The organism is Caulobacter sp. UNC279MFTsu5.1 (assembly GCF_900114015.1).
Classification (GTDB): Bacteria; Pseudomonadota; Alphaproteobacteria; order Caulobacterales; family Caulobacteraceae; genus Caulobacter.
On sequence record NZ_FORN01000023.1, the window covers coordinates 1 to 11,786 of the forward strand.

General features: G+C 68.4%; 13 protein-coding genes. 4 read left to right on the top strand and 9 right to left on the bottom strand.

The window, feature by feature from the left end:
- A partial coding sequence (locus BM066_RS14065; protein WP_255367590.1) for a flagellin occupies positions 1-474 on the top strand: 474 nt, incomplete at its 5' end.
- 373 nt (positions 475-847) lie between these two features.
- A complete protein-coding gene (locus tag BM066_RS14070) occupies positions 848-1,669 on the top strand; it encodes a flagellin (RefSeq protein ID WP_089928893.1) in 822 nt (273 codons plus the stop codon).
- Positions 1,670-1,739: 70 nt separating this feature from the next.
- Here the strand turns inward: BM066_RS14070 and BM066_RS14075 are convergent, their stop codons facing one another.
- The 7 genes from BM066_RS14075 to BM066_RS14105 all read right to left on the bottom strand — a co-directional run bounded on the left by BM066_RS14075 (position 1,740) and on the right by BM066_RS14105 (position 7,918).
- Complete coding sequence (locus BM066_RS14075; RefSeq protein ID WP_089928896.1) at positions 1,740-2,288, bottom strand: GNAT family N-acetyltransferase; 549 nt, start codon at positions 2,286-2,288, stop codon at positions 1,740-1,742.
- A 236-nt stretch (positions 2,289-2,524) separates the two neighbouring features.
- Positions 2,525-2,725 carry a hypothetical protein gene (locus BM066_RS14080; protein WP_089928898.1) on the bottom strand — a complete coding sequence of 67 codons (201 nt, stop codon included), beginning with the start codon at positions 2,723-2,725 and terminating at the stop codon, positions 2,525-2,527.
- A gap of 107 nt (positions 2,726-2,832) precedes the next feature.
- Positions 2,833-3,219, bottom strand: coding sequence for a Rieske (2Fe-2S) protein (locus BM066_RS14085; protein ID WP_089928900.1), 387 nt, complete (start codon positions 3,217-3,219; stop codon positions 2,833-2,835).
- Entirely contained in the window at positions 3,216-4,223 is a 1,008-nt protein-coding gene (locus tag BM066_RS14090; protein WP_089928902.1) for a fumarylacetoacetate hydrolase family protein, read from the bottom strand. The genes BM066_RS14085 and BM066_RS14090 overlap by 4 nt, the downstream gene beginning before the upstream one ends.
- A 43-nt stretch (positions 4,224-4,266) precedes the next feature.
- Complete coding sequence (gene hmgA, locus BM066_RS14095; RefSeq protein WP_089928904.1) at positions 4,267-5,550, bottom strand: homogentisate 1,2-dioxygenase; 1,284 nt, start codon at positions 5,548-5,550, stop codon at positions 4,267-4,269.
- Positions 5,551-5,719: 169 nt separating this feature from the next.
- Positions 5,720-6,781, bottom strand: a complete 1,062-nt coding sequence (gene hppD / locus BM066_RS14100; RefSeq protein ID WP_089928906.1) for a 4-hydroxyphenylpyruvate dioxygenase — start codon at positions 6,779-6,781, stop codon at positions 5,720-5,722.
- A 15-nt stretch (positions 6,782-6,796) separates the two neighbouring features.
- Positions 6,797-7,918: a pyridoxal phosphate-dependent aminotransferase gene (locus BM066_RS14105; protein WP_089928908.1), complete on the bottom strand. Its 1,122-nt coding sequence runs from the start codon at positions 7,916-7,918 to the stop codon at positions 6,797-6,799.
- A gap of 462 nt (positions 7,919-8,380) precedes the next feature.
- Here BM066_RS14105 and BM066_RS14115 point away from each other — a divergent pair, with 462 nt between their 5' ends.
- Positions 8,381-8,764: a hypothetical protein gene (locus BM066_RS14115; RefSeq protein ID WP_089928910.1), complete on the top strand. Its 384-nt coding sequence runs from the start codon at positions 8,381-8,383 to the stop codon at positions 8,762-8,764.
- 181 nt (positions 8,765-8,945) lie between these two features.
- Here the strand turns inward: BM066_RS14115 and BM066_RS14120 are convergent, their stop codons facing one another.
- A complete protein-coding gene (locus BM066_RS14120; protein WP_056760809.1) occupies positions 8,946-9,416 on the bottom strand; it encodes an Lrp/AsnC family transcriptional regulator in 471 nt (156 codons plus the stop codon).
- A gap of 196 nt (positions 9,417-9,612) precedes the next feature.
- On the opposite strand from BM066_RS14120, the gene BM066_RS14125 reads away from it, so the two are divergent.
- Positions 9,613-9,915, top strand: coding sequence for a hypothetical protein (locus BM066_RS14125; protein ID WP_089928913.1), 303 nt, complete (start codon positions 9,613-9,615; stop codon positions 9,913-9,915).
- Between the two features lie 115 nt (positions 9,916-10,030).
- Here BM066_RS14125 and ftsZ read toward each other — a convergent pair whose 3' ends face one another.
- Positions 10,031-11,560 carry a cell division protein FtsZ gene (ftsZ, locus tag BM066_RS14130; RefSeq protein ID WP_089928915.1) on the bottom strand — a complete coding sequence of 510 codons (1,530 nt, stop codon included), beginning with the start codon at positions 11,558-11,560 and terminating at the stop codon, positions 10,031-10,033.
- Positions 11,561-11,786 lie beyond the last annotated feature (226 nt).

Below are 11,786 nucleotides of genomic sequence, written 5' to 3' on the forward strand. Positions count from 1 at the left end.
TTCACCTCGCTGCGCGACCAGATCACCAAGGCTGTCACCAACGCCAAGTTCAACGGCGTCAGCATCGCCGACGGCTCGACCACCAAGCTGGCCTTCCTGGCCAACTCGGACGGCACCCAGTTCACCGTCAGCGCCAAGACCATCTCGCTGGTCGGCCTGGGCCTGACGGCGACCTCGACCTTCGCCAACGCCGCGGCCGCCAAGACGATGATCACCACGATCAGCAACGCCCTGGGCACGGCGACCAACAAGCTGGCCTCGCTGGGCACGAGCTCGACCGGCCTGGACACCCACCTGACCTTCGTCGGCAAGCTGCAAGACAGCCTGGACGCCGGCGTGGGCAACCTGGTCGACGCCGACCTGGCCAAGGAAAGCGCCAAGCTGCAGTCGCTGCAAACCAAGCAGCAGCTGGGCGTGCAGGCGCTGTCCATCGCCAACCAGTCGACCCAGTCGGTCCTCAGCCTCTTCCGCTAGGCGGTTCGGACTTCGAGTTCAGCATCTTGAAGGGCGGGTCCTCGGGACCCGCCCTTTTTTCTTTGGGCCGCCACGACAAGACTCGCCGCGCCGCAGGCGGACGCCTACCAGATATGGTGTTTTCAGGAACAGTCGGCTGGCCGACAGAGTCAACGGCGGGTCAAGCTGCGGCCACAGGACTCTCGGTCAAAAGAACGCGATTCAACACCATGGCTTTCGCCAAATCGGAATGACTAACGAGAGATTATCCACGCCGCGAAATTAGCTGCGACACTTTTACAATATCGAAAGCACGACCGTGGATGCTGGCGGCGAGCAAAATGCTCCCGACCGTCAAAATGACGTCGGCAACCTTGAATGGGAAATCGCCGAAATGGCTCTGAACAGCATCAACACGAACTCGGGCGCGATGATCGCCCTGCAGAACCTGAACGCCACCAACAGCGAACTTCAGGTCACGCAACAACGCATCAACACCGGCAAGAAGGTCGGCAACGCCAAGGACAACGGCGCGATCTGGGCTATCGCCAAGACGCAGTCGTCGACCGCCAGCTCGCTGAACGCCGTGAAGGACTCGCTGCAACGCGGCCAGTCGACCATCGACGTGGCCCTGGCCGCCGGCGACACCGTCACCGACCTCTTGGGCAAGATGAAGGAAAAGGCCCTGGCCGCTTCCGACACCTCGCTGAACACCGCTTCGTTCAACGCCCTGAAGTCGGATTTCGACAGCCTGCGCGACCAGATCACCAAGGCCGTGACCAACGCCAAGTTCAACGGCGTCAGCATCGCCGACGGCTCGACCACCAAGCTGGCCTTCCTGGCCAACTCGGACGGCTCGCAGTTCACCGTCAGCGCCAAGACCATCTCGCTGGCCGGCCTCGGCCTGTCGGCGTCCTCGTCGTTCACCAACGCCGCGGCGGCCAAGACGATGATCACCACGATCAGCAACGCCCTGGGCACGGCGACCAACAAGCTGGCCTCGCTGGGCACCAGCTCGACGGGCCTGGACACCCACCTGACCTTCGTCGGCAAGCTGCAAGACAGCCTCGACGCCGGCGTGGGCAACCTGGTCGACGCCGACCTGGCCAAGGAAAGCGCCAAGCTGCAGTCGCTGCAAACCAAGCAGCAGCTGGGCATCCAGGCGCTGTCCATCGCCAACCAGTCGTCTTCGTCGATCCTCAGCCTGTTCCGATAGGACCAGCGCACTCAGTTCGCGTAGGAAAGGGCGGGTCCTCGGACCCGCCCTTTTTCCATTGGACCTTCCTCTAACGCGGAACGGGCCCCGGCAGCGCCTTGCCCATCCGCACCAGCGGCACCTCGACCCCGCGGGAGGTCGGCGCGGAGAACCGCTCGATCTGGTGATAGCCGCAGGCGCGGTACAGCGGCTCGCCGGCCAGGGTGCCGGCCAGTTCGCAGCGTGTGAACCCCTCCCCCGCCGCCGCCGCCTCGCAGGCCTCCAGAATCAGCCGCCCGACGCCCTTCCGGACGTGATCAGGGTGGGTGTACATCGCCCGCACCCTGGCCGCGTCGCGGGTCGGGTCCAGCAGGGCGGCGTCGCGCCCGGCCGAATGATCGCCGCCGAACAGCGTGGCCCGCCGGCTCCAGCCACCGCAACCGGCCAGTTCCCCGGCCTCCTCGACCACGAAATAGGTCCCGTCGGCGATCAGCTGGCTGTCCAGCCCCATGACGTCGAACGAGGCCGCCACCTCGTCCGGCGCCAGGAACGGCCTGAGCAGTTCGCCGATCGAGGCGTTCATCAGCGCGCGCAGGGCGGGCAGGTCCTCGGGAACGGCGAGGCGAAGGGTCAGGGTCACGGGCGGCTCCGTCTGGGTCGCTCGAATCTGGCGGCCCGCCCCGACTTCGCCAAGCGCGTCCGCGGGGAAAAAGCGGGATTTTCAGCTCTGCCTGAAAAAATTTCGGTGACAACGTTGTCACGCGTGAGGCGTTGGGCTATAGAGGTCTCAGCCCTTCTGGGCGTTTCCTCCTATGCGACTTCCGGCCGCCTTCCCCTCCTGTGGACGGCGGCCTTTCTTTTGGTCGCTCGCAAGGTTCAGACCCGCCGGCCGATCCGCGCGAAAACGCCCACCGCCTCCGCCGCGAACAGGCCGCTGCGCCAGGCGCTCTCGCGATCCGGCGCCTCGCCGCTGGCGGCGACGCGGGCGTCGAAATCCATCACCTGCCAGGTCCACGCGTCGTTGCCGGCGTGGATCACCACGGCGTAGTCGCGCACCTGGATCTGGTCGAAAGGCATGGGTCGGCTCCTGCTCTGTCGCGGCAGGTTAGGAAAGCGCGGTCGCCGCATCGTGGCGGTGGTTTCCACTGCCGGCCAAAGGGACGAGGAGGTTCCGTGCAGACGACTCAGGCCGTGACGATCCGCCCGTCCTCGACCCGCACCGGCCAGGGCGACAGCCGCGCCCCGACGCAGGGTCCGCCGACGCAGGCCCCGGTCTCGGGCTGGAACAGCGCCCCGTGCCAGGAGCAGGCGATCAGCGATCCGTCCTCGGTCAGGTAGCGGTCCAGCACCTGGGCCAGCGGCAGGCCGGCGTGCGGGCAGCGGTCGACATAGCCGAACGCCGCCTCGCCCCGGCGCACCACGAAGCCATGGAAGCGCTTGTCGCCGATCCGCAGCACGTAGTTCCGCGCCCCGGGATCGGCGATCTGGTCCAGCGGGCCCAGCCTGACGCCGGCCGGCGTCGTCCAGACCCGCCCGACAGCAGCGGCTTCCGGCGCGGCCTCTTCGCTCAAATGCGCTCGACCGTCTGCTCGATGGCGCCGAAGATGCTGTGGCCCTTGGCGTCGCGCATCTCGATGCGGACCGTGTCGTCGCCCATCAGGAACGGGGTCTTGGGATGGCCGGTCTGCAGGGTCTCGACCGTGCGGACCTCGGCCAGGCAGGAATAGCCCAGGCCGCCTTCGGCCACCGGCTTGCCCGGGCCGCCGTCGGCGCCGCGATTGCTGACCGTGCCCGAGCCGACGATTGTGCCGGCCGCCAGGGCGCGGGTCTTGGCGGCGTGGGCCACCAGGGTTCCGAAATCGAAGGTCATGTCGACGCCGGCGTCGGCCTTGCCGAAGTCCTCGCCGTTCAGGGTGACCAGCAGCGCGCCGTGCAGCTTGCCGTCCTTCCAGGCGTCGCCCAGCTGGGCCGGCGTCACGGCCACGGGCGAGAAGGCGCTGGCCGGCTTGGACTGGACGAAGCCGAAGCCCTTGGCCAGTTCGGCCGGGATCAGGGCGCGCAGGGAAACGTCGTTGCACAGCATGACCAGGCAGATGGCGGCCAGAGCCTCCTCGCGGGTCGCGCCCAGCGGCACGTCGCTGACGATCACGGCGACCTCGCCCTCCAGGTCGCAGCCCCAGGCGGAGTTGGCCAGCGGGATGGTGTCGCGCGGCCCCAGGAAGCCGTCCGAGGCGCCCTGGTACATCAGCGGATCGGTCCAGAAGCTTTCGGGCATCTCGGCGCCGCGCGCCTGCCGCACCAGCTGCACGTGGTTCACATAGGCGCTGCCGTCGACCCATTGATAGGCGCGGGGCAGCGGACTGGCGGCCTCGTGCTCGTGGAAGCGCTCCTGCGGCACCCCGCCGTGCTCGAGGCTCTCGGCCAGGGCCTTCAGCATCGGCTCGCAGCGCTCCCAGTCGTCGAGGGCGGCTTGCAGGGTCGGGGCGATCGTTCCGGCGTCGGTGAACCAGGCCAGGTCGTTGGAGACCACCACCAGCCGGCCGTCGCGGCCGCCCTTCAGGGACGCAAGCTTCATGGGCGCTTCCTCTTTGCTTCGTTGTTGGGGCCGACCGACGTCCCTAGGGCAGCTTGGCCTTGGGGAAGCCCGTCCAGCAGGCGTCATAGTCGGCCTGAAGCGCGGAAGTCTCCAGCGCGAACTTCGTCGGCCGGATCACCCAGCGGCTCTCGAACATGAAGGCCATGGTCCCGTCAATCTTGTGCGGCGCCAGCTCGGCCTCGGTCGCGGCCTGGTGGCTGGCGAGGTCGGGGCCGTGGTCGCTCATGGCGTTGTGCAGGGACGCCCCGCCGGGCGAGAAGCCGCCGGCCTTGGCGTCGTAGGCGCCGTGGACCAGCCCCATGAATTCGCTCATCACGTTGCGGTGGAACCACGGCGGGCGGAAGGTGTGCTCGGCCACCATCCAGCGCGGCGGGAAGATCACGAAGTCGACATTGGCCGTGCCCGGGACCTCGCTGGGCGCGGTCAGCACGGTGAAGATCGACGGATCGGGATGGTCGAAGCTGACGGTGTTGATCGTGTTGAACCACGCCAGGTCGTACTTGTAGGGCGCGAGGTTCCCATGCCAGGCGACCACGTCCAGCGGGCTGTGGTCCCAGGTCGCCAGCCACAGGCCGCCCTGGAACTTCTGGATCACCTCGGTGGGGCGCTCCAGGTCCTCGAAGGCGGCGACCGGGGCCAGGAAGTCGCGGCTGCTCGCCAGGCCGTTCGAGCCGATCGGTCCCAGCTCCGGCAGGCGGAACGCCGCGCCGTAGCTTTCGCAGACATAGCCCCGCGCCGGGCCGTCCAGCTCGACGCGGAAGCGCACGCCGCGCGGGATCACCACGATCTCGCCGGGCGCGGCGTCGATCCGGCCGAACTCGGTGACGAAGCGCAGGGCGCCCTGCTGCGGCACGATCAGCAGCTCGCCGTCGGCGTTCTGGAACACCCGGTCGATCATCGAGCGGTTGGCCAGGTAGAGGTGCGCGGCCATGCCGGCCTGGGTCGCCACGTCGCCGTTGCCGCCGATCGTGACCAGGCCGTCGACGAAATCCGCCGGTTCGGCCGGGACGTCCATCGGGTCCCAGCGCAGGCGGTTGGGCGTCGGGGCGACGGCGTCGAACGGGCCGCTCTTCAGCCGGTCCTGGGCGTAGGGCGCATAGGGCCCGTGGCCGGCGCTGGGCCTCAGGCGATAGAGCCAGCTGCGGCGATTCTCGTGGCGCAGGGCGGTGAAGGCCGTGCCCGACAACTGCTCGGCATAGAGGCCGAACGGCGGTCTCTGCGGCGAGTTCTGGCCTACCGGCAGCGCGCCGGGCGCGGCCTCGCTGGAGAAGTGGTTGCCGAAGCCGGATTGGTAGTGGAGGTCCATGAGCGTTTCCGTGACCCTCTGGCCATCATTATCGTTGTCACCCCGGAAGCCTCGCAGAGGCTGTCCGGGATCCAGGGCGGCCGCACCGTATCAGCCCAGTCCCCTGGGTCCCGGCTCTACGCTACGCTTCGGCCGGGATGACACGGAAGGGGAATTCGAAAGAAAGCCCTCAAGCCTCGACCGTGATCACGCCGCGGCGGATCTGGTCCAGCTCGATGCTCTCGAACAGGGCCTGGAAATTGCCGTTGCCGAAGCCCTGGTTGCCCTTGCGCTGGATGATCTCGAAGAAGATCGGCCCGAACAGGTTCTCGGTGAAGATCTGCAGCAGCAGGCCTTCCTCGCCGACATTGCCGTCCAGCAGGATGCGGTTCTTCTTCAGCCGTTCCAGGTCCTCGCCGTGGCCGGGCACGCGCTTGTCGACCAGCTCGTAATAGGTCTCGATGGTGTCCTGCAGCTTGACGCCCCGGGCCCGCAGCTTCTCGACGGTGTCGTAGATGTCATCCGTGGTCAGGGCCAGGTGCTGGATGCCCTCGCCATTGTATTGGCGGATGAACTCCTCGATCTGGCTCTGGTCGTCCTGGCTCTCGTTGAGCGGGATGCGGATGGCCTTGTCGGGGGCGATCATCGCCTGGCTGAACAGGCCCGTGGCCTGGCCCTTGATATCGAAGTACTTCTGCTCCTCGAAGCCGAAGACGTCATGATAGAAGCGCGACCAGGTGCGCATCTGGCCACGCTTGACGTTGTGGGTCAGGTGGTCGAGCAGGTCCAGGCCGACGGTGTTGGCGGCTTCGGCCTCGACGGCGCCGGGAACCGGGGTCCAACTGGCGAACACCGCGTCGGGACCGGCCACCAGGTACAGCATCGAACCCCCGATGCCCTCCAGCACCCGGGCGCCCTCGCCCAGCACGGTCGGGCCGGCGTCGGCGGCCACGGCGCCGCGCTTCAGGGCCTCGGCATAGGCCTGCTCGACGTCGGCGACGGTGAAGGCCATGCCGTTGGCCGAGGGGCCGTGGGCGGCGCGGAACTCGGCGGCCTGGCCGGCCGGCTCGTCATTGACCAGCAGGTTGATGCGGCCCTGCTTGTAGCGGGTGACGGCCTTGGTCGGATGGGTCGAGGCGGCCACGAAGCCCAGCTGCTCGAACAGCGCCTTCATGGCGGCCGGCTCGGGGCTGGTGAACTCGACGAAGGCGAAACCGTCGAGGCCGAGGGGGTTTTGCGGGGTGATGGTCATGGCGAGCTCCGAAGGTCAGAGAGCAAGGGCGGCCGGCAGGGCGGCGATCAGGCGGTCGTTGTCGGCGGGACGGCCGATGGTGATCCGCACCCAGCCGCCGGGCACGGGCGTGGGCCGGATGATAAGCCCTTCGCGCAACAAACGCGCGGCGGTCGCTTCGGCGCCGGCCGGGCTGCGCAGGAACACGAAATTGGCCGCGCTGTGGGTGCGCTCCACGCTCAAGGCGTCCAGCGCCGCCTCGACGCGGCCGCGCTCGGCGATCGTCAGGGCCACGGTGCGCTCCAGGTGATCGACGTCGTTCCAGGCGGCCAGGGCGGCGGCCTGGCTGACGGCGGTGACGTTGAACGGCGGGCGGATGCGGTCCAGATAGCCGACCAGCTCGGGCGACGAGCAGATCCCGTAGCCCACCCGCAGGCCGGCCAGGCCATAGGCCTTGGAGAAGGTCCGCGCCGAGACCCAGGTTCCGCCCCAGGCCTTCAGCAGGGCCAGGGTGTCGAAGGCCTGATGGTACTCGCGATAGGCCTCGTCGAGAAAGACCACGGTCGAGCGCGGGGTGACGGCCAGGATCTCGCCCAGGTCGACGCCGGACAGGGCCGCGCCGGTCGGGTTGTTGGGCGTGCACAGCACCAGCAGCTTGGGGCCCTTGGCCGCCTCATGCTTGAAGGCCTCGACGTCGAGGTCGAGATTGGCCAGGCGCGGCACGTCGATCAGGGTCGCCTCGGCGCAGCGGCCGAAGATCTCGTAGGCCGGGAAGGTCGGCGAGGACAGCAGCAGGCTGTCGCCGGGGTGCAGCACGGCGCGGAACAGGTAGTCGATCAGGGCCTCGGAGCCCGGGGTGATGACGATCCGGGCCGGATCCACCGCCAGCCGCTCGCCGATCGCGGCGCGCAGGGTCTCGCAATAGGGGTCGGGATAGATCTCGGGGCTGGCCAGGGCGTCCTGCACCGCCTGCGCCACCGTCGGGCTGGCGCCCAGCAGGTTCTCGTTGCTGGCCAGCTTGGACAGGTCGGCGCGGCCGGCCAGGCGGGCGGCTTGCGCCAGGGTCATGCCGGCCTTGTAGGCGACGACGCCCTCCAGGGCCGGGCGCACCGGCGAGACCAGGGCGGGCGACAGGGACTTTTGATCGACAACCAGCATGCGCCGCGCTCCTCGGGACCGATGGCGGCAGGTTTAGCGCGGAGGCGGCGGCAGAAGGTGGCGATTGTGACCGTTTATAGCCTGTGTTGGGTCACTTTATGCCAACCTAGCGGCCCACCGCGCGTGAATCGGAATGAGCCGACGAAGGGAGCGGCGCGAAAGTTATCCACAGGCCTCGCGCTTCCTTCTCCCCTTGCGGGAGAAGGTGGCCCGCGCAGCGGGTCGGACGAGGGGTGCAAGACCCGGTCCGCCGCGATCAGCCGAAAGGCCGGTCGCGGCGGTTTTCGTTTGGGAGCCCCCTCATCCGTCGGCTTCGCCGACACCTTCTCCCGCAAGGGGAGAAGGGTTGAGAAGCGGCCTCTATCCCCGCACTTCGCCGACCAGACCTCAGCCTTATCAACGTCCTGCACAAAAACGCACGTTTCCTGTCCCCACCCTCCAGGACGGCCGCATCATAAGGCCATGACCCAAGCCCAAGACATCCCCACCCGGTGCCTGACCTTCCAGCTCAAGCTGATGGCCGCCCTCGAAGCGGCCTGGGCCAGCATCGAGGCCACCACCGATCCCGCCGCGATCCGCCAGGCCCGCGACAAGGCCAAGGCCGTCGGCGAGCTGGCCGCCATGGCCCGCAAGGTCGCGCTGATCCTGCCGACGCCGCGCGGCAAGCCGCAGCTGGCCGAAACGGCCGCCGCCGGCCTGCACGCCGCCCAGGGCGTGGCCAATGTCAGCGCGATGCTGGCGGACTCGCGGCTGACGGCGGTTCCCGAAACCGCCCCCACGGCCCAGGCCGAGATCGCCCGCCGGGCGCTCGACAAGCTGAAGGGCGGCCGACGCGGACGGCTGTGATCACCAACAACCGCTCATCCCGGCGAACGCCGGGACCCAGATCCCGTAGCGGTGTGGATGATTGGAGGGGCTCAGCGTTGTTGGCGTCAGCCACACCATCTTTCCATCTGGATCCCGGCGTTCGCCGGGATGAGCGGTTTAGGAGTGACCGCCCTGCCGCTTCCAATCCACCCGCCGCTCCCTACTCCAGATAATCCAGCGGCAGCGCCGTGGCGTCCTTGATCGTCTCCAGCACGAAGGACGACCGGATGTCCTTGACCGCCGGCATCTTCAGCAGGCGCTTCATGGTGAAGTCGGCATAGGCGTCGAGGTTGGGGGCCACCACCCGCAGCAGGTAGTCGTAGCCGCCGGTCATGGCGTGGCAGCCCACCACCATCGGCTCGCGGCGCACCGCGTCGGCGAAGGCCTCGGCGGCGGTCTCGCTGTGGCGGTCGACCTGGACCTCGACATAGGCCAGCAGGTCCAGCCGCGCCTTGCGGCGGTCCAGCAGCGCCACATAGCCGGCGATCAGACCGCTGGCCTCCAGTTGCTTGACCCGACGCAGGCACGGGCTGGGCGACAGCCCGACCCGCTCGGCCAGTTCGACGTTCGTGACCGAGCTGTCCTGCTGGAGGATCTCCAGGATCTTCCGGTCGGCGCGGGTAAGCTTCATGATGACCGGTTTTCCAGCTGGTTTGGCAGAATATGCCGATCCTAGCGCGATCGTCGGCGGCGTGCATCCCGGTCCGGAGCCTTAGGCCGGGCGAAACGTTGGCATCGGGAGGCTTCGGCCTCCACCTCGCCAAGCGCCGATCCGCGCCCTTGGACACCACGGGCGGTCAACGCCCGCCGCCACGGAGAAACACCCCATGCGCACCGCCCTGCTGATTTCCGCCGCGATCGCCGGCCTGTCCTTGACGGCCTGCTCGCAGAAGACCGAGGACCACACCGCCGCCGCCGCCGATCAGGCCGGCGCCGCCACCGCCTCGGCCGCCCAGGACACCGCCGCCAACGCCAACGCCGCCGCCGCCAACACCGCCGCCGCAACGGACAAGGCGGTCGACAACACGGCGGCCGCCGCCGACAAGGCCGCCAAGGAGGCCTCCGACGCCGCCGGCGTCGCCCAGCGCAAGGCCGACGCCGCCGCCGATGCCGCCGCCAAGACCCACTAAGACCGGGCCGGACGATCCGCCGGCCTCCGCGACAGCCTCAAAGCAAAACCCCCGGAGCTTTCGCCCCGGGGGTCTCGTTTACGCTACTGGTACGCCACTAAACCTTGGGAGCTTTTCAATTGGCCAGGCGGCGCAGGAAGGACGGGATCTCCAGATCCTCGCCTTCGTCCGTGGTCGGCTGGTCCAGCGGCTGCAGCTGCGGACGGGCCGAGCCGGTCTGGCGCTGCGGCTGGGCCGGCTGCTGCTCGTAGCGCTGCTGGCGACCGCCGCCGAACAGGCTCATCCAGCCGCCCGACTTCTGGGCGCGGCGGTCCTCGTAGGTTTCGCTGTACAGCGGCTCGTCTTCGGGCTCGGCGACCATCGGGTCGACGATGCGGGTGACGCGCGGGGCCGGGGCGGCGATGCGGGGTTCTTCCATCACCGGCTCTTCGAAGCGCAGGTCTTCCTGGGCCTCGACCACCGGGGCGGGCTCCTCATAGGCCGGTTCCGGCGCGTAGGAGGCGACCGGGGCGGCGGCGGGACGCTCGATCGGGCGCGGCTCGTAGCGCATGCCCGGACGCGAGGTCTCGGCGGTGGTCGGGACCGGGGCCACCGGCGGCGCGGCCGGGCGGGTCTCGGCGATCAGCGGCTGGGCCGTGGTGTTGCGCGAGACGGGCTTGGGCTCGATCTGGGCGATCGAGGCGCCGTCCATGCCGGTGGCGACCACCGACACGCGGATCACGCCGTCCAGCGACGGGTCGAAGGCGGCGCCGAAGATGATGTTGGCTTCCGGGTCGACCTGGTCCGAGATCGCGTTCGCCGCTTCATCGACTTCGAGAAGCGTCATGTCCATGCCGCCGGTCACGTTGACCAGCACGGCCTTGGCGCCCTTCAGCGAGACTTCGTCCAGCAGCGGGTTGGCGATGGCGTTCTGGGCGGCCATCAGGGCGCGGTCTTCGCCGGTGCCCTCGCCGGTGCCCATCATCGCCTTGCCCATCTCGGTCATGACCGTGCGGACGTCGGCGAAGTCGAGGTTGATCAGGCCCGGCAGCACCATCAGGTCGGTGATCGAGCGGACGCCCGAGTGCAGCACCTGGTCGGCCATGCCGAAGGCCTCGGCGAAGGTCGTGCGCTCGTTGGCGACGCGGAACAGGTTCTGGTTCGGAATGACGATCAGGGTGTCGACATAGCGCTGCAGCTCGCCGATGCCGGCGTCGGCCAGGCGCATGCGATGGCGGCCTTCGAAGTGGAAGGGTTTGGTGACCACGCCGACCGTCAGGATGCCGCGCTCGCGGGCGCACTTGGCGATGATCGGGGCCGCGCCGGTGCCGGTGCCGCCGCCCATGCCGGCGGTGATGAACACCATGTGCGCGCCGTCCAGGTGCTCGCCGATCTCGGGGAAGCTCTCCTCGGCGGCGCTCATGCCGACCTCGGGGTGAGCGCCCGCGCCGAGGCCCTGCGTGACCTGCACGCCCAGCTGGATGCGACGGTCCGTCTTGGCGAACTGGAGCTGCTGCGCGTCGGTGTTGGCCACCACGAACTCAACACCCTCGAGGCCAGCCTCGATCATGTTGTTGACAGCATTGCCACCGGCCCCACCGACGCCGAACACCACGATACGCGGCTTCAGTTCAGTGGTACGCGGCGCGGAAAGAGAAATTGCCATGGGACCCTCGCGTCCTAAACGCCGAATTCGTCAACTACCGAGCGGATCAACCGCCGGGAGTCATCTCGACGATCGGGTTAACAGAACAACCACCAACCTTAATCGGTGGTTAACTGCATAAGCTGAGTCGGCCCGCGGTCGATCCCGGATAGGCCGAAAAAATCCAGTTATCCAAAGGAATCGCCTGGGATTCCTTGGGTTCCCGAACCTAGCCGAAAGCCCCGTG